This is a genomic window from Vibrio sp. JCM 18905 (assembly GCF_055393305.1).
On the sequence record NZ_AP043880.1, the window covers coordinates 949368 to 966825 of the forward strand.

At 44.6% G+C, this 17458-nt stretch carries 20 protein-coding genes; 6 read left to right on the plus strand and 14 right to left on the minus strand.

Going from position 1 to position 17458, the window contains the following annotated elements:
• Positions 1–43 precede the first annotated feature (43 nt).
• The 3 genes from ACZ5ZC_RS21075 to tsaA form a co-directional block, all read right to left on the minus strand.
• On the minus strand, positions 44–712 hold the full coding sequence (locus ACZ5ZC_RS21075; RefSeq protein WP_164666282.1) for a tellurite resistance TerB family protein: 669 nt from the start codon (positions 710–712) through the stop codon (positions 44–46).
• Between the two features lie 176 nt (positions 713–888).
• Positions 889–2604, minus strand: a complete 1716-nt coding sequence (locus ACZ5ZC_RS21080) for a proline--tRNA ligase (RefSeq protein ID WP_006742543.1) — start codon at positions 2602–2604, stop codon at positions 889–891.
• Positions 2605–2715: 111 nt separating this feature from the next.
• Positions 2716–3411, minus strand: a complete 696-nt coding sequence (gene tsaA / locus ACZ5ZC_RS21085) for a tRNA (N6-threonylcarbamoyladenosine(37)-N6)-methyltransferase TrmO (protein ID WP_053809825.1) — start codon at positions 3409–3411, stop codon at positions 2716–2718.
• Between the two features lie 123 nt (positions 3412–3534).
• On the opposite strand from tsaA, the gene ACZ5ZC_RS21090 reads away from it, so the two are divergent.
• The 3 genes from ACZ5ZC_RS21090 (at position 3535) to ACZ5ZC_RS21100 (ending at position 5741) form a co-directional block, all read left to right on the plus strand.
• Positions 3535–3795, plus strand: a complete 261-nt coding sequence (locus tag ACZ5ZC_RS21090; protein WP_012841491.1) for a type B 50S ribosomal protein L31 — start codon at positions 3535–3537, stop codon at positions 3793–3795.
• A gap of 3 nt (positions 3796–3798) precedes the next feature.
• Positions 3799–3924 (plus strand): type B 50S ribosomal protein L36, encoded by a 126-nt coding sequence (ykgO, locus tag ACZ5ZC_RS21095; RefSeq protein ID WP_009844388.1) that lies wholly within the window; start codon positions 3799–3801, stop codon positions 3922–3924.
• A 230-nt stretch (positions 3925–4154) separates the two neighbouring features.
• Positions 4155–5741 (plus strand): AbgT family transporter, encoded by a 1587-nt coding sequence (locus ACZ5ZC_RS21100; RefSeq protein ID WP_006742541.1) that lies wholly within the window; start codon positions 4155–4157, stop codon positions 5739–5741.
• Between the two features lie 107 nt (positions 5742–5848).
• Here the strand turns inward: ACZ5ZC_RS21100 and ACZ5ZC_RS21105 are convergent, their stop codons facing one another.
• From ACZ5ZC_RS21105 to ACZ5ZC_RS21140, 8 genes are all read right to left on the minus strand, one after another.
• Entirely contained in the window at positions 5849–6922 is a 1074-nt protein-coding gene (locus tag ACZ5ZC_RS21105; protein WP_464932259.1) for a hypothetical protein, read from the minus strand.
• On the minus strand, positions 6919–8031 hold the full coding sequence (locus ACZ5ZC_RS21110) for an ATP-grasp domain-containing protein (protein WP_464932260.1): 1113 nt from the start codon (positions 8029–8031) through the stop codon (positions 6919–6921). Before ACZ5ZC_RS21110 ends, ACZ5ZC_RS21105 begins: the two co-directional genes overlap by 4 nt.
• Entirely contained in the window at positions 8019–9278 is a 1260-nt protein-coding gene (locus ACZ5ZC_RS21115; RefSeq protein ID WP_464932261.1) for a F390 synthetase-related protein, read from the minus strand. The genes ACZ5ZC_RS21110 and ACZ5ZC_RS21115 overlap by 13 nt, the downstream gene beginning before the upstream one ends.
• The gene (locus ACZ5ZC_RS21120; RefSeq protein ID WP_464932262.1) at positions 9275–10138 is read right to left on the minus strand and encodes an MBL fold metallo-hydrolase; all 864 of its coding nucleotides are present in this window, start codon (positions 10136–10138) and stop codon (positions 9275–9277) included. Before ACZ5ZC_RS21120 ends, ACZ5ZC_RS21115 begins: the two co-directional genes overlap by 4 nt.
• The gene (locus tag ACZ5ZC_RS21125) at positions 10107–11093 is read right to left on the minus strand and encodes an NAD-dependent epimerase/dehydratase family protein (RefSeq protein ID WP_464932263.1); all 987 of its coding nucleotides are present in this window, start codon (positions 11091–11093) and stop codon (positions 10107–10109) included. The genes ACZ5ZC_RS21120 and ACZ5ZC_RS21125 overlap by 32 nt, the downstream gene beginning before the upstream one ends.
• Positions 11090–12079: a ketoacyl-ACP synthase III gene (locus tag ACZ5ZC_RS21130; RefSeq protein ID WP_464932264.1), complete on the minus strand. Its 990-nt coding sequence runs from the start codon at positions 12077–12079 to the stop codon at positions 11090–11092. Before ACZ5ZC_RS21130 ends, ACZ5ZC_RS21125 begins: the two co-directional genes overlap by 4 nt.
• Before the next feature lie 194 nt (positions 12080–12273).
• On the minus strand, positions 12274–12723 hold the full coding sequence (locus ACZ5ZC_RS21135) for a YaiI/YqxD family protein (protein WP_012841495.1): 450 nt from the start codon (positions 12721–12723) through the stop codon (positions 12274–12276).
• Positions 12720–13013, minus strand: coding sequence for a hypothetical protein (locus tag ACZ5ZC_RS21140; RefSeq protein ID WP_054867180.1), 294 nt, complete (start codon positions 13011–13013; stop codon positions 12720–12722). The genes ACZ5ZC_RS21135 and ACZ5ZC_RS21140 overlap by 4 nt, the downstream gene beginning before the upstream one ends.
• 935 nt (positions 13014–13948) lie before the next feature.
• Here ACZ5ZC_RS21140 and ACZ5ZC_RS21145 point away from each other — a divergent pair.
• Complete coding sequence (locus ACZ5ZC_RS21145; protein ID WP_167713355.1) at positions 13949–14434, plus strand: GNAT family N-acetyltransferase; 486 nt, start codon at positions 13949–13951, stop codon at positions 14432–14434.
• Here the strand turns inward: ACZ5ZC_RS21145 and ACZ5ZC_RS21150 are convergent.
• Positions 14394–14693 carry a DUF3301 domain-containing protein gene (locus ACZ5ZC_RS21150; RefSeq protein ID WP_012841498.1) on the minus strand — a complete coding sequence of 100 codons (300 nt, stop codon included), beginning with the start codon at positions 14691–14693 and terminating at the stop codon, positions 14394–14396. The two genes, ACZ5ZC_RS21145 and ACZ5ZC_RS21150, sit on opposite strands and share 41 nt — an antisense overlap.
• Before the next feature lie 13 nt (positions 14694–14706).
• The gene (locus tag ACZ5ZC_RS21155) at positions 14707–15744 is read right to left on the minus strand and encodes a DUF3549 family protein (protein ID WP_182032694.1); all 1038 of its coding nucleotides are present in this window, start codon (positions 15742–15744) and stop codon (positions 14707–14709) included.
• Between the two features lie 76 nt (positions 15745–15820).
• Between ACZ5ZC_RS21155 and ACZ5ZC_RS21160 the strand changes: the two genes are divergently transcribed.
• Together ACZ5ZC_RS21160 and truC are read left to right on the plus strand one after the other, a co-directional pair.
• Positions 15821–16135 carry a YqcC family protein gene (locus ACZ5ZC_RS21160; protein WP_005391784.1) on the plus strand — a complete coding sequence of 105 codons (315 nt, stop codon included), beginning with the start codon at positions 15821–15823 and terminating at the stop codon, positions 16133–16135.
• 4 nt (positions 16136–16139) lie between these two features.
• Positions 16140–16910: a tRNA pseudouridine(65) synthase TruC gene (truC, locus tag ACZ5ZC_RS21165; protein ID WP_182032693.1), complete on the plus strand. Its 771-nt coding sequence runs from the start codon at positions 16140–16142 to the stop codon at positions 16908–16910.
• A gap of 91 nt (positions 16911–17001) precedes the next feature.
• Here the strand turns inward: truC and ACZ5ZC_RS21170 are convergent, their stop codons facing one another.
• Positions 17002–17385 carry a DUF3461 family protein gene (locus tag ACZ5ZC_RS21170; protein WP_005380322.1) on the minus strand — a complete coding sequence of 128 codons (384 nt, stop codon included), beginning with the start codon at positions 17383–17385 and terminating at the stop codon, positions 17002–17004.
• Positions 17386–17458 lie beyond the last annotated feature (73 nt).

Genomic DNA, 17458 nt, shown 5'->3' on the forward strand with positions numbered 1-17458 from the left:
GTTGTTTTGGCTCAAGTTGAGGAGTTGCTTGAGCGAGATTTAATCACTGCACTTGTACTTCTAACTGCTGAGTGACTTCTGGTGAAAGCTGAAGCTGTTTTGCCAGTTCTTGCAAATACGCTTTTTCCATGAAGTTTTGCTCATCAGCAACAATCAAAGACGCGAGATAAATTTCTGACGCTTGTTGAGGAGAGGTCGCCTGATTAGCAATTTCAGCAGGATCGAGCGGTTTGTTTAGTTCTTGCTGAACGAGTTGACGTACGTGCTCATCTGCGCCCATATCCGCGAGGGCTTGCTCGATGCGGGCCATTTCCTCTTCATCGACATGGCCATCGGCTTTTGCGGCTCCAATCATTGCTTTTAAAATTAGTACACTGTGTTTGCTGTCATCGGGGTCAAAGGTCTCATGAACACCTTGACCGGACTGTTTGGCTTGCCAGTCGTTATAAACTTTGTAGGCTAATGCTCCAAGCGCAGCAGCGCCACCGACTTTTAATGCGCCCGAGCCTATTTTCTTGGTCATTTTTTTACTTTTCTTCGAGCCCATCAGCATACCGATAAGGCCTCCGCCAACGGCACCTGCTCCTAGCGTTTTCAGGCTACTTGAGTTTGATGAGGATTTGATGTTGTTAGTTTGTTTACCTAACGCATCAGCCCCTTGCTTGAGTAAGTCTGATTTGAGTGCTTGGTTTAGAAGACTTTTTAAATCCATAACTGACCTCCTTTAGATGATGAAATCAGTTTAATAGCAAGAAGCTGAACCAAAGATTAACAAAGTGAATAGATCTAAAGGGGAGTAGTAAGGTTGCCCAGTAATAAAAAAGGGTTGACCGAAGTCAACCCTTTCTAATTATTTGAAATTACTTCAAATGCGAACTCGTCGAGCGCTTACTTTAGTTGAGCTTTTACGTGCTCGATAATATCAGTCATTGCGACTGGCGTTTTCTCACCAGTAGCACGGTTCTTGTATTCGAAGTTGCCTTCTTTCATCGAGCGGTCACCGATAATAATGGTATGCGGTACACCAATAAGCTCCATATCAGAGAACATTACACCTGGGCGTTCTTTACGATCATCAAATAGTACTTCGATGCCCATTGCCGTTAGCTCAGCGTACAACTTCTCAGCGGCTTCTTTTACTTCTTCTGACTTGTGCATGTTCATTGGAACGATCGCAACCTGGAATGGTGCGATTGCATCTGGCCAGATGATGCCGTATTTGTCATGGTTTTGCTCAATAGCAGCCGCTACGACGCGAGTGATACCGATGCCGTAACAGCCCATTTCTAGGATGACGTTCTTACCATCAGGACCAAGTACACCACAGTTCATCGCTGCGGAGTAAGCGTTGCCAAGTTGGAAGATATGGCCAACTTCGATACCACGCTTAAGCTGGATAATGCCTTTACCACATGGGCTTGGATCGCCTTCAACCACGTTGCGTAGGTCTTCAACTTGACCAAGCTCTGCGTCACGACCCCAGTTAATGCCGAAGTAGTGTTTGCCATCGATGTTCGCACCCGCACCGAAATCACTCATTACCGCTACGCTGCGGTCAACGATGAACGGCAGTTTAAGACCAACAGGGCCTAGAGAACCAGGACCAGCACCGATAAGCTCACGAATTTCTTCTTCAGATGCCATTTCCAGTGGAGCTGCTACTTGAGGAAGGTTCTCTGCTTTCACTTCGTTCAGTTCATGATCGCCACGAATGATAAGCGCGATGATTGGTGCATCAACTTCGTCAGACGCTTTCACAAACAAAGTTTTCACTGTTTTTTCAATTGGCAGCTCGAACTGTTCAACCAATTCAGCGATTGTTTTTGCGTTTGGCGTATCTACCAACGTCATTTCTTGCGTTGGTGCCGCTGCTTCAGAGGCTGGAGCTAGTGCTTCTGCTTTTTCGATGTTTGCCGCGTAATCTGACTCGGTAGAGAATGCGATGATGTCTTCGCCACTTTCAGCCAATACGTGGAACTCTTGAGAGCCGCTACCACCGATAGCACCGCTATCTGCTAGTACAGGACGGTAATCCAGACCCATGCGATCGAATGCTTTGCAGTAAGCATCGTGCATTGCGTCGTATGACTTTTGTAGGCCGTCTTTATCAATGTCAAAGCTGTACGCATCCATCATTGAGAATTCACGTGAACGCATTACACCGAAGCGTGGACGACGTTCGTCACGGAATTTGGTTTGGATTTGGTACAGGTTTAGCGGAAGCTGTTTGTAAGAGCTCACTTCATTGCGAACAAGGCTAGTGATCACTTCTTCAGCGGTTGGGCTAAGTACAAACGGACGAACATGACGGTCAGTAAAGCGAAGTAGCTCAGGGCCCATCTTTTCGCTGCGGCCTGTCTCTTCCCATAGTTCAAACGGCTGAACAACGGGCATCAAAGTTTCGACTGCGCCTGCATTGTCGATTTCTTGACGAACGATGTTTTCGACTTTACGCAGTACACGTAGACCAGTAGGTAGCCAGGTGTATAAACCTGAAGCCAGCTTACGGATCATACCTGCACGTAGCATGAGCTGGTGGCTCACTACTTCTGCGTCGTTTGGAGTCTCCTTCAGAGTAGAAAGAAGATAATTACTGGTACGCATTAAATTTATCCGTTTATTTAAGTTAGATACTCAAGCTTGAATAAGCAGGAGTATGGGAGTTCCCTAAAGGGAAATTTGTTAGCCGTCTATAATATCAGCCAATTGCGTTTGTCAAAAGCTTTCAATAGCGGTAACCGTTATTAAGTTGCTTGTTGCTGTGAACTTTACGTTCAAGTCGAACAAATTTACCGCATATTCTTTGTCGTCCGGCTTGTTTTTCTTGTATGCAGGACGAGGATCTTGAGCCAGAACTTGTTCAATGACTGATCTTACATAGTCAGTATCGGATCGATTTTCTATCGTTGCTAATGCTTGAGCAGAAAAGTTGACTTGTGACTTTTCTGGTTCTTGGTCTGCGTATCCGCCTTGTGCTTCTGGAATAGAATCTGAATAGGGTATATAGGGCTTAATGTCCACAATCGGTGTGCCATCTACGAGATCTACACTGCCTAAATCAAGATAGATTTGATCGCCTTGCTTAGTGACTCCTTTTACTTCAACGGCTGACATTCCGATTCCGTTTGGGCGGAAAGTCGAGCGTGAGGCAAAGACACCTATTCGTTCATTGCCGCCTAGTCGTGGCGGACGGACGGTTGGCTTCCAACCTGCTCCCAAATTCTGATCAAACAAAAATAACAGCCAAACGTGAGAGAACTGTTCTAGCCCGCGTACTGCTTCGGGGCTATTCGCTGCACCTAACAGTTTTACGCGTGCTTTCGCAGTTGGAACTAAGCGAGGCTGGCGCGGTACTGCAAACTTTTCTTTGTACGGTGTCTCAATGACACCGATGGGTTCAATGGAATACATGGTGGACGTCTTTAAGAATTCATTGAGATGAAAAGTATCACAAATTTCTCTTGCTTTTCTTGTTGATAATGATTATTAATTATAACGTTATAACATAACATTTCGGTTAAGAGGAAAAGTATTATGAAACCAGGAATCCACCCTGAATATCGTCCAGTGGTGTTCCACGACACCAGCGTAGATGAATACTTCGTTGTTGGTTCTACGTTGAAAACAGAGAGAACCATCGAATGGAAAGATGGCAAAACCTACCCTTACTTTACGTTAGATGTGTCGTCAGCCTCCCATCCGTACTACACCGGTAAACAGCGAGTGGTTCAAACAGAAGGTCGTATTGCGAACTTCAACCGTCGTTTTGGTCAATTTAAGAGCGAAAAGGAATAAATCATGAAGGTAGTGAAATCATTAAAAAGTGCAAAAAGTCGTCATCCGGATTGCCAGATCGTAAAACGAAGAGGGCGTCTATATGTCATTTGTAAGGCGAATCCGAGGTTTAAAGCAGTGCAGAAGTAATCGTTCTGCATATTTCTGGTTTATGGTTTTGTTTAATTGATAATTTTGACTTAACTGTTTTGCATGGATGAAATATCTACGTTTTTGTTTGTTATTGGTTATAAAACTCTCTAATGGTCACAGTTTGTAACATTTAGGGCTTTTCTTTAACCTTCTACTCAAGTACCCTTCGCTCGCTTTTTTGACATTTTTGTCACATTTGCACAGGAATAAAAACAAGGAGGGAACAGATGAGTTCATCTGATTCAATTAAACAAAACTCGCCTAAGAAGCCGCTGTTTACGCGCTTTTTGGATACTGTCGAATATTTGGGGAACTTATTACCTCACCCGATCACACTATTTGCCATTTTCTGTTTAGCCATTCTGGTGATGTCGGGCATTGCAGGATACTTCGAAGTTTCCGTTGTAGACCCTCGTCCTGAGGGCGCAAAAGGTCGTGCCGCAGATGGCATGATTCATGTCGTCAGCTTACTTAACGCTGATGGACTCGAACTTATCGTTACTAACTTAGTGAAAAACTTTGTTGGCTTTGCACCTTTAGGCACGGTTTTGGTTGCGATGTTGGGTGTTGCTATTGCTGAGTACTCTGGTTTGCTATCTGCAGCCATGCGTGGCTTGGTCATGGGCGCATCTCAACGCATGGTAACAGTGACTGTTGTTTTCGCTGGTATCATTTCAAATACGGCATCAGAGCTGGGGTATGTGGTACTTATTCCACTGGCAGCAATGCTGTTCCATTCTCTAGGTCGTCACCCACTTGCAGGCCTCGCTGCGGCATTCGCTGGTGTATCTGGTGGTTATTCAGCAAACCTACTTATCGGCACGGTTGACCCGCTACTGTCAGGTATTACTGAAACAGCAGCGCAAATGATTGACCCAACTTACACTGTTGGTCCAGAAGTTAACTGGTACTTCATGTTTGTTTCGACGTTCTTCATTGCAATCACTGGTGCGTTTGTTACTGAAAAAATTGTTGAGCCAAAGCTTGGCAAATACAGTGAAGAAGAAGCCTCAGAAGATTTGTCGAACGACAAAATGGGCGGCTTAACAGACATTGAGAAGAAAGGTCTAAAACTAGCAGGTGTTGCTGTACTGGTTGTTTCCGCGTTGCTTGCTTGGACGGTTGTTCCAGCTGACGGCATTTTACGTTCTGATGCAGGTACAATTGCAGGTTCTCCATTCCTGAAAAGTATCGTGGCATTCATCTTTGTGTTCTTTGCTATCCCAGGCTTTGTGTTTGGTAAAGTTGTTGGCACGATGAAGACGGATCGTGATGTGATTGATGCAATGGCGAAATCTATGTCTTCTATGGGCATGTACATTGTATTGGTTTTCTTTGCTGCTCAGTTCGTTGCTTTCTTTAAATGGACTAACTTCGGTCAGGTATTCGCAGTTGCTGGCGCTAGCTTCTTGCAAGAAATTGGCTTAACTGGCCCAATGTTGTTCTTTGCCTTTATCCTTATGTGTGGCTTTATCAACCTAATGATTGGTTCGGCATCGGCACAGTGGGCAGTAACGGCTCCGATTTTTGTTCCTATGTTGATGCTTGTTGGTTATGCACCGGAAACGATTCAGGCTGCTTACCGAATTGGTGACTCGACGACAAACATCATTACTCCAATGATGAGCTACTTTGGTTTGATCCTAGCGGTAGCAACTCGTTACATGAAGAACTTGGGTATCGGTACGCTGATCGCGACCATGCTACCTTACTCAATCTGCTTCATTGTCGGTTGGAGTGTGTTGTTCTATCTATGGGTATTCGTATTTGGTTTACCAGTAGGCCCTGGCGCAGCAACATACTATACACCGTAAAAAACGGTTACCTCACACAGCTCCATTACAAAAGCCTGCGAACATCGCAGGCTTTTTTATCGATCCAGATTGTGTGCACGCAGGTTTGCTTGGTTATCGATGTCGTTTTATAGCTGAAAACGCATCAACAAAGGGCGATAAAAGTGCTGAGTGAGCCAGCACAAGCTTTGCCAAATTACGCGTTTGTACCAAGGTAAGTGCGCAATATAAACATAGCTAAATTCAATTTCTGGCTGGGCTTTTCGGTTGCGTTTAAAAGCTGGTGCCCCTGAGCTCATATTAAAGCGACGCTGGCATATCATTGCGTGGCGGATGGTATAAGCAGATATTCTTCTATACAGCGCAAAACTCTGCGGCTTATTGGTATCGTAGCCAAAAATTGGGCAAGTCATGTCGTTATCAATTTCTACTATGCCTAACGTAGCCAGCATCTCGTCTTGATAAAACAGTCCCACTAAATGCACTAAGTTATTCTGGCTAGCCTGCTTTAAATATTGGGTTGAAAACTGGATGTTATTCCGGCTGTATTTATCAAGGTAAAGCATGTCATACAACACTTTGGCGCGCTGAAACTCTTCATCAGTAGCCAGTGGCTTAAACTGCCAATCTTTATCATTAAACAGCTTGAAATCTTTTGTTAAATCTCGGTTGAAGCTGAATGCTTGCCAATCCTCAAGTAAATACACTTGTCGTGTTACCAAGCTTTGCCATTGTTGCTGCTTCAATCGCTGAATTAAGTGTGAATGCTGACGTTGGTTGAGGGAGCGAAGCACCAAGGGAAAGGTGGGGTATTGATCGAGTGCCACGCGGCGCAGCTCATCTAGATTTAAGGATTCCCATTGTTCGCTATACATATTGGTGGACAAGCACTGATTGTTGAGCGTTTGGACTTGATCCAATCCAGCCAATGATAAGATTGGTTTAGTCATATTAATAAGTAGCTTACATACCCATCGAACAGCCACATTTTTGACTTTGTGAAGCTCTTCTTCGGCGTAGCCACTAAGCAGTGTCATAGGGGACACGGCATAACAGTTGTTTGGTATTTTTGGTGTTACGGAGTAGGGAATGGCAACATCATCGATATAGTAGCAACCAAAGCTTGCTGTGTATTCATTAATAGGATTCGATTGCATAAGAGTGATAAAGGTTTTATGCCATTCTTGAGAGGAAAGCGTCATGATCTCAACTCCTCTCCATTCCACTCAATATCAACGGTAGAAGCGGCGCTCCATTTTGCCTTGTTTTGCCTAGCTAACCGGAGTAATTCAAACACACTCCGGATTTGGCTCCCGACCGGCAAGTTATGCTGTTGCATTACATTCACTCCAGACCACCAATCTTGCCAAGTTCGAGCCTTAAACAGGGATAATCCACCTTTAGCGATGAGTGTTATTGGCCCTAAATGATGTAATCGCTGCTTGGAAGGACTGGTAAACTCCATATAAGGAAGCAGTTGATTGCATCGAGACGAGAGTAGGTGCAAACCACTGGTGGCTCTTGGGTTACATTCAATCACGTAGAGTTCATCTTGTGATTGGATGAAGTCAAACGACACTTGCCCATGATAAGTATGACGTTTACCAAAAGCTGCGATAAATGTATCTAGTCGTTCGCATGAGAGCGGCTGAAAAGCACTGGCGGCCGATCCGTTTACACAGTATTTCGGCACATAAGCTTGGTGTGCTTTAAGGTCACCATGTTCAAAAATCGCATAGTTACACACCGGAGTCCCATGGATTTTTTGTTGCTGAACCCAAGGATAAAGTGGCGATATCGTGACGGCAGAAATAGACTGAGTTGTCACATCTCTTATTACTTGCCCGCCAAACCGAGAGTAAACTGGCTTTAGAACGGTTCTCTTATTAATTTCAATCTCACTTTTATCAGCGACCAAACGAGTTTTTGGAAGTGTAATTTCTGGCAAGCCTTGAAGCTGTTCAAAGACGGTCAACTTGTTGTGTAGGGCATTGAGTAGTCCCACATTGGGCAGAAAAAAATCTACTTCTGTGCATTGCTTGGCAACATGAGCCAAGTAATACACTTCTTCACAAGTGGGTATCACCATATCAATACGCATCTGAGTAATGATTTTTAGGATCTGCTGTTGGTAGGTGGGAAACGCAAATCGAGGTGAAGCGGTGGGGATATAAGACTCGATGCCTCGCAAAAATGATCCCAGAGGCTTTTTTAGCGAATCGGTGAGAATTACTTCATGCCCATGATGCATACACATGGTTGCCCACTCTAGTGCAACTGGTGCTCGGGCTCCGGTGATTAAGACCCGCATATGTTCACCACACGTCGTTGTTTATTCATTGGCGTCCAAATAGGCGCAGGGCGGTAACTAAATCTGACAGGGTCAAGCCGTAATTGGTCAAACAACTTTATCAAGGCTTGATGTATAACCCTATGGTGGTGAACATCCGCTTCAATTTGAATGGTTTGTGCCCCTGTTTGGGTGATTCGGTAATCCACGCGACCTTGGGCTGATAGTGTTATAGCGCGGTAGATGAGATCTGGTAACACCGTCACTGGGACGTGGTTTGCGTTTAGTGTGAGGCGATCACCACATCGTCCGGCAATCGCCCCAATAGGTTCAAATACGCCATTATCCTGTTTATTCTCAATAATATCGTCGAGCTGATAACGAATAATTGGCTGAGTTTTACGACGAAAATCGGTGATGATTGGGCTGTAGTGAGTACGTTCGGTATTCAGCCAGTGTTTTTCGATATAAACAACATCTTGATTCCAGCGCATTTGTCCATGCTGATCAGTACATGCAAGAAAACCTTCAGTACATTGATAGACTTCATGGAGTTCGCTGTCGAACCGTTGAGAAATATAGTGACGGTCACTCTCGGTTAGAACCTCTGCCCCAGAAATGATCCGTTGTGGTTGAATTGCGGGTTGACCAAATTGACCGCTGAACTGGGCGCAGAGCTGAAGAGCTTGCGCACTACCAACCAAAAGCGTGGGTTGGAACTCATCCAGCTCTTTTATCCATTCTTGGTAAGGTTTGGTTAAATCGGCATAAAAGAATGTGACAGGCCCTTTCGCGACGGATTTATACAGTGGGCTGTTGGCTCGCAAGGCTAGTGCAATTCGGTGCTTTTGCCATAGGTTGGGCAAAAGGCGAGCCAATATATTGCCGGCCCACAGTTGTGTTTCCTGCTTGTCAGCAAGAAACAGCCCGCGCATGCCTGATGTGCCCGAAGAAAGCCCAACCGTAACATCACCAACTTTCGAAGCGGCAAAGTTGCGTGACTGCTCTGCTTTGAGTGCCTGCTGCATTAACTGTTCAGCATCTAAGCCCTTCGTATTTAACTCTGAAAGGTTCTCCATCATGGTTTGCTTATTCATGATAGGGAAATCACTGAGTGGTGCACCTTGAAAAGAGCGGTAATACGGTGAATGACGGCATACCCAACCCAAGTGTTGCGTTAAGTGTTGTTGCTGCCATGTTTCGACTTGTTCCCTTGAGCCGAAAGGGCGGTAGCGGGTTCGCCAGAATTCTGAGATAAGCGTTCTCACTTAATCCATCCTTCTTTGATTAGCTGCTGGATAGTTTCCTGACAATGTGAAGGTACGAAGCGAACAACGTGGTGGGTTTGTTGGTAGCAACTTCTCAATTCGGAGAGGGTGTTTTTATAGGCCTTTGTGTCATCGCAAAGCATGTTCGCCAGCCAATGCTGATCGATATTTTCACTCAAGCTCTCAATTAACCAACATGCATCGGCGAGTAAGAACAGCCAACCTCGTTCTCTTTTAACTAATAGGCCCACTTGGCCAGCTGCATGGCCTGGCAAGCTAACCATATAAATAAGTCCATCGTCGAACATGTCTTTACAGAGCAAGTTAACCCCTTGGCACTGAGGAAGAATTTGGCTGATTGGCACAGAAAAATCACCATGAATGATGAAGTTAGATTCTAGTTGTGGAGGGAGCAGAGCTTTTAGGTAGCCTTTTCTTACGCCTCCAATTCGACCACTTTTAGTAATCGCATCTACCCCTTTTTGTTGGCAATGCAATTGAGAGTGAGAAAACTCAGACACGGCGGCAATGTGATCAGCGTGAAAATGGGAGAGCACTAAATGCTCAATATTATGAGGTTTGAGATTTTCTTTTGCTAACTGCGCAACAATCCCATGTTCTTGTTGATAGCGGCAAGGTGTTGTCCAAGCATAAAAACGTTCAGGGAAGGGACGAGTCGCGCTAAAAAAGTGCTCGTGATATCCCGTATCAAACAGGATGTTGCCTTGTGTCGGGTGCTGAATTAACGCAACGGCTGCAGGAAATGCTCTAGGCTTGATACCAGAACCTGGTTTGACAACAAAGCCTGGGTGTACGCAGTGTCCAGCCTCAAAGATTTTTATTTTTAGACCAGTTTGCATACTGCTGTATTCCTTCTTGAATTGAAAAAAGCGGTTGGTAATTCAGTGTTTGTTTCGCCTTGCTGATATCCAGAGTTTGATGATAGTTAAACAATCCTGCGCTGTATGAGGTGAGCCTTGGCTCTGGCTGATGTGGTAAGCGCCTTCGTATTTGCTCACTGAGCTTTAATAATGGTGATACCACACCGTATGGTAATGATTGTAACGTTACTTTTAGGTTCAACCCCACACATAAAGCTTGTAGAACAGTCTCAATTGGCATTGGTTCGTTGTTGGAAATATTGAAGACATCACCATGCTGAAGCCGGTCTGCCTGAGTGCAAGCGAGCATCGCCGCATGGGCAACGTTGTCGACATAAGTTAGATCAACCACTGGGTTTCTACCCGATGGCAGAAGCAGAGTGTTGTTTTTTATCGCCTTAAGCACTCTTGGGATAATCGCGCGATCGTTGGGACCAAAAATGCCACGCGGTCTTAAAATGATCGCTTTGCTTTGGCCTTTTATGGCTTCAAGTTCAGATAGGTATTTGGTGTGTGCGTAATCATTACACCAGTGTGAAGCAATGGCGTCGGTTTCTCGAATATTCCAACGGTCTTGATGGTCAAAGTAGACGCTGGTGGAGGAAATATGGATAAAACGCGAGATTTGATGCGTATTAGCCGCATTGACGAGGTTTTTGGTGGCATCTACATTGGCTTGATAAAACGCTTCCCACTTGCCCCATGGGCTTGAGAGAGCGGCACAATGGATGATTGCATCCATGCCGTGGCATACCGCATGAACAGCAGAGTGGTCTCTCAAATCGACTAAATGTGGGATAACATCGAATTGCTCAGCGAGTTGTTTGGCGATGATTGTATTTCGCGCTGTAAAATGCAGTTCATGTTGCTGGTGAAACATTCTTAGAATTGCGCTACCCAACATCCCACTGCCACCCGTGACTAATATCTTCATAGTTTTAGCACTCCCATCCCTAGTGACAACCCTGCGGCGGTGCCAGCTAATAACACATGTTTTCCTGCTGTTTCTGGCTGATTACGCAGCCAGTGTAAGTTAATCGGGAGTGAGGCGGCGACTTGGTTTCCCAAAGTCGAAAAGTGATTAACTGTTTTCTCGGTTGGTAACCCGGTGAGTGATGGCAGTTTTTTTAATCCGTGCGCACTGGCTTGATGCGGAAGAAAATAATCAATATCGCTGAGTGTTACCGGAGAGGCGTCAAAGCCTTTTTTTAGAAACGCCGGTAAGGTTTTACGCACATGTTTAAACAGTGCTTTGCCCTCCATCTCAAACTGGCAGCTTTTTAAATAGGCTTGATGCTCAGAGGTGTGAGGGTTGACATGACTACCTCCGCCCTTAATTTGACAAAATGAATACCCGGTATGATGCGTTTCAAAGTGACTGGTGAGCAATCCATCACCGTTGTGTTCTTCGAGCAAAAATGCGGCGGCACCGTCTGCGAATAGGGTTGCAACTTCTGGTTTGAGCGTAAAATTTCGATTCAGTGTGATGCCAGTAGCGAGTTCGCTGGTGACAATGAGAGTCCGACGGTACCGTTTTGCTAAGAATAGACTCTGAGCAAGGTCAAGCGCAGAAAGAAATGATAAACAGGTGCTGTTCAAATCAAAACTTTCTAGCCATGTTGGAGCGTCTAACGCGGCGAGAACCGCTGAGGCGTCGTAGGGCAGAGACTGGTGGTGAGTGCCGCTGGCGTAGATAAGGAGATCAACGGAGCTCAGGGTATGTATGTTTCCTAAACACTGCTCTATCGCCTGCACCGCCATGTAAATAGCGGTCTCTTTTGTATTGGCTACATGACGATATTCAACGTCGAATTTATTTCGGCAGGTCCCTGGCGCCAATTTTAGGAAGCGATCCATCTCTCGATCTGACCATTGATTCGTTGGCAGGTAGCTTCCACTAGAAACGATGTTAAAGCCCATTATTCTCTATACATTTATTAAAAACGTCGTTCAAAATAAACCACGTTGCATATTGAAGCTATGGCGAGCGAGATGAAAAATAAACAGAACAAAACAAATGGGAGTAAGAGCACGCTTTGGGTGCAATGCTGAAAATGAATTTTCAGGAATGAGCCAGGCTTTGATTTGCTGGCTCAATATGAATAGAGTGAGGATTACTTCCTAAATTTAGCCAAAATACGATCTAAATGGTTCGCAAATTCGCGGCGATCGGTTTGGGAAAGCGCAGCGGGACCACCAGTCTGAATTCCGCTTGAACGCATGGTTTCCATGAAGTCGCGGATATTTAGACGTGCTTTGATGGTGTCTTTCGTATAAAGCTCGCCACGTGAACTGAGGGCTTGAGCACCTTTAGAGATGACCTCATCTGCAAGCGGAATGTCTGATGTGATCACCAAATCGTTGGCCTCCACACGCTTAACGATTTCGTTGTCAGCGATGTCAAATCCAGCTGGAACTTGCAGCGAGTGGATGTTGTCTCTTTTGGGCACCGGGACAACGTGGTTGGCGACAAACGTACATTCAATCCCCGTGCGTTCGGCGGCACGCACAATGGTTTCGCGGATGACTTTCGGACACGCGTCTGCATCTACCCATAACTTCATGATGACTTCTCACTTAGCTTGGCTTCTAGCTCTTCAATGCGAGCGACTAGTTTTTTCACCGTGCTTTCTAGCGCTGCAAGACGATCATTATCGGTATGCGCTTGCGCTGCGACTTCAACCTTGGGAACATGCTGAGCACTTTTCCAACTTTTTATTGCAGTGATTAATGCAGGCATTGGGACGGGCGTTTTCAAGCGTGCTTTCACTAACGCTACGGTTGGTTCTTTTCCTTGTTGTTGCAGTTGTTCCATTACCGCTTCTAATTCTTTAGTAACGTCTTGAGTTAACATTTTTAATCCTTAACAACGATATATCTATCATCATACGTTGAGTCCCCTAATTTGGCGAATAGCAATTTGGAATGTGTGGTGTGAGAGATCTCTCACATGGGTTGTGAGAGAAAACGATTTCGTGAGCGGAAAAATAGAAATTACAAACATCAAGTTATTGATAAATAATGATTTAACAACTATTTAACCAATGTGGCGTATAAATATTTATCTAGTATAGATTGTCAATTTTTAGGAAAGGCGTAAATTGAGAGTTGTCAGCAGGAAGCAGACACGGAACAGGAAAGCACCAAGGATTTGGTTATCGTCAGGAAGATGATTTGGTTGGTCAGGATGATTAATCAAGCATGGAGCGTAGGACATTGTAAGGACACTATCATCAATAGGATGTTGATGACTAAGGATAGACAATGGACCCCTCTAGGATAGAGGTTATGGACAGCGTCAGGAAGATGCAAGGGACACCGCTCAAGGAACAAGTGATGTGTGCTAACGGGGAATGTTAGCTATCAGGATGATAAGGACACCGCTAGGACGGCGACGTAAGGAATAAGCTGACGGAATCAGCCACTATTATGGATGATGCATGGAGCACTTTTAGTAGCCGGACTGCTGCGAGTAAGACCATGACCCCGATACTTATGTGTCGGGGTCTTTCTTATATAAAAAAGATACTTAGTCGTTCTCGTTGAATTAAGCACCTCGAGGTGGCTTGGGTATATCAATATCACAAAATTTATAAATTCCTAATAACACTTAATAAAAAACAATCCAGATCAATATCCTTTCCAATCAGTTGGTTTAACTTTCGGCTTCTCTACAAGGTGTTATGCCCCGCAGCTATTGAGCATATTCAAGCTCATCGAGTTTGTGATCTGCGGATAAATAAAGTTTGTTGTAATCAAGGAACAGATGTGGCCATAGTAACCAGAAGAATGCTTCTTCTACCCTACAATGAGTCGTTGCAACTAGAGTTCGTCATGCTGAATTGCTGTGCGAAAAACCGTGCTGAAATGAACGGTCCGTATACTGTCGCGTCTGCAAAACAGATGTTTGAGAAAATACTGGATGATGAAAATATTTATAGTATGGCGGTGCTAGAAAGCACCAGTCGTGACTATATGGGGCACGTGTTCATTTCCCATCTCGATTCCGAGCCTGAGTTAGGGTTTATTTTTGATAAATCTTATTGGGGTAAAGGGTTAGCGACAGAAGCTCTAAAAGCGTTTTTCCCCAAGGCGTGCCGTGAGCTGGGGCTACATAAGGTTAAAGCTAACGTGAATAGCAACCATCAAGCTTCTGTGGCGGTGCTGAAAAAACTGGGATTTGTTGAAACAAAAGAAAGTAAGGATCTATATGGTCCTTACTTTGAAATGGAATTTACAAGCGATGCGGTGGTAGGTGAAAGTTCTGCGGCCTGAAACCGACCATGGTTAACTCCCCTTGGTAGCAATCGTCACCAAGAGATGAAAACTCAAATTGATACACCGTATGCCAACGCCAGACTCCGTCTGGCGTTTTTAGTTTGTGGGCACCAAAGGCGATGCTGATTAATTGGAGATCCAATTGCTCACATTTACGCGTGATTGCCACTTTTGCGAGTTCGGCTTGACGACGTTGTTGCCAAAACAGATAACAGAAAAAGCATAGCCCTAAAATTGCTAAAAGATCACCAATCATCCCTGAACCTTTATTATCCCTTTGTTGCTTGTTGTAAGCTGACTAGCGCGTTTGCTAGTTCTTCAGATGGATTTGAATGTAGCAAGGGCAATAGCACCATTCTTAACTCTGGTAGCATCACTAAATCGGCAAATAACTGATTAAATAGGGCTTGATTACCGGTTTGAGCTAAACGCAGCAAAAACTGTTCTGCTACCTTTTCATTGGCTAGTAAGTGCCAAGCTCGGCCAGCCACGCCAATCAGTACTTCCTGATGGCTTAAACGAGGGCTTTGTAAAATCGCTTCTAACACTGGAGAGGCAATGGCTGTTGGTGCGCCAGCCAAAGCTCGGATAAGCGCTGAAAGTAGGAAGAGATCAGGCTCGCTACTTGCGATTTCTTGTTGTGCTTTTTCGGCGATACGCTCAGCTAAACGCTCTTGTAACTCTACATGCTCAAGCGCACCCAATAGAGCATAAAGTGGTTCATTCGGTAGGTGGTTCAACGCTTTGCGTATCATTACCCCGTTTTGCTCTTTGTCCAAACGAGCGGCCATGTCGGTGATCCCTTGCAGACCTACGGTTTGCCAATTATCCCAGCCTAAGCCACCTGAAAAGTAATGCTGAGTGTGCTCATAATATTGGCTGGTAGGAAGATCGAGGTTCGCGCGGACCTGGCTATGAAACACGGCCATTTTGTCTTCGGAAGGTTTGAACGTATATGGGTTATTAGACAGCTTTTGCTGTTGCTCTTCAGTGATATCATCATTGAGGCGTGTTCCCATGGCTTCCACTACGTATTTAATGAAATTGCCGATATCCGCTTGCTTTAACAAACCGCGCTCGTCCAATTCAAACTTAAGAAACCAAATCCAAGGTTGCTTTTGTTCATTCCAATAAGCGATGGCAAGGTGTGCTCTACGCTGCATTGGGAATGGGTACGGTGCTTGACCTTTTTCTACATCGGCAAACTCTTTCTTAGCGATGGTTTTTATACGACGACCAAGATCGAAGATTTGATAATCACAGTGGCTGTTGTTCAACAGTTGAGTGAGGGTTTGAATGTTTTCCATTAAATACGACGTCCTAACGTTCTTTTCACAAGAAATGGTATCATTCTCGGCTAATTCAAGGTTCGAGATAGAATTAATGGTAACAAATACTCAATTGGTCGACTTACTTCACCAACTTGAAACGCAGCTTAAAGAACATAAGTTGTGGCAACACACTAGGCCTTCAGAGCAAGCCTTACAAAGCGTGGAGCCATTTGCGATTGATACACTGCATCCTCATGAGTGGTTGCAGTGGATCTTTATAGACAGAATGCACGTGCTAGTGGAAAACAACCAACCATTGCCAAGAGGGTTTTCTCTCGAGCCCTATTTTTCAGAAGCGTGGAAGCAGGAACCGCAGTTCGCAGAGCTGCTTGTTACAATCCGAACCATTGATGAACTATGTAAGTAACCAAATGTTAGAACAAGAAATAGCACGATCTTCAGAACCAGTTGAGCTGGAGATCGTTTATCAGGATGAATATTTTGTAGCGGTCAACAAGCCTGCAGGCATGTTAGTGCATCGCAGTTGGTTAGATAAACACGAAACTCAGTTTGTCATGCAAACTTTGCGCGACCAAATTGGTCAGCATGTGTTCCCATTACATCGTCTGGATCGTCCAACATCTGGTGTGCTCGTGTTTGCGTTGTCGAGTGAAGTCGCGTCACAAGTCATGCCGATGTTTGCTGAACATAAAATGGAAAAGACGTACCACGCGATAGTACGCGGTTGGATTGAGGAAGAGGGCGTCTTGGATTACGCACTTAAAGTCGAGTTAGACAAGATTGCGGATAAGTTTGCTTCACAAGAAAAAGAAGCGCAAGAAGCGGTGACGGCATATAAACCGTTGGCTAAAGTGGAAGTTCCCTATTCGACGGGTAAATTTCCTACAACGCGCTACTGCTTAGTTGAGATGAAACCTAAAACGGGGCGTAAGCACCAACTTCGTCGTCATATGGCGCATCTACGCCATCCTATTGTGGGTGATACAACGCACGGAGATGGCAAGCACAACAAGCTTTATCGCACAGAGTTTGACTCTCATCGTTTGCTACTGCACGCTTCAGAGTTACGGTTTGTCCATCCATTTACCGATCAAGAGATTGTCATGAAGGCCAATATTGATGAGACTTGGCAGCAATTGTTTACTCGATTTGAGTGGGATGAATCAATGATCAACCGATAATGGGATTAGTTAGATCTAGATAATGATTGAGTACAAATAAAAAGGGTTAGCATCAATGCTAACCCTTTTTTAATATTTAAGACTTAACGTTTTACTTTAGTTTTTCGAGATCCGCTTCGATCTCTGCGATCTTGCTCGAAACGACTTTTTCTAAATGACGAAGGTCTGAAAGAATTTTCTCTTTAACATCAACCTCAGGTTGTTTCGTTGGCTTAGTGATTTTATTCAGTTCATCAATGACCAATGTGAGGTTACGGTTGATTTCCGTTACTTCTTTATATTTGTGACTGCCACTGTCCACAAGAACATTTTTGATTTGGCGCGGGTATTTGAATTTAACGCTTTTGGCGAACAGCTCGCCTTTTTGCTTGTGGAAATAGATCTTGAGCACGTCTTTGTGTGCTTCTTGGCGTAGGGAATAACGTTCAATCTGCTTAGGGTCGTGAATACCCAAACCAGTGAGGTGGGGATACATAGGCTACCTCTATTACATCGAATTGATATTGATATAACTGTAGCAGCCTATGTATGAGCTAGATAGCTGATAT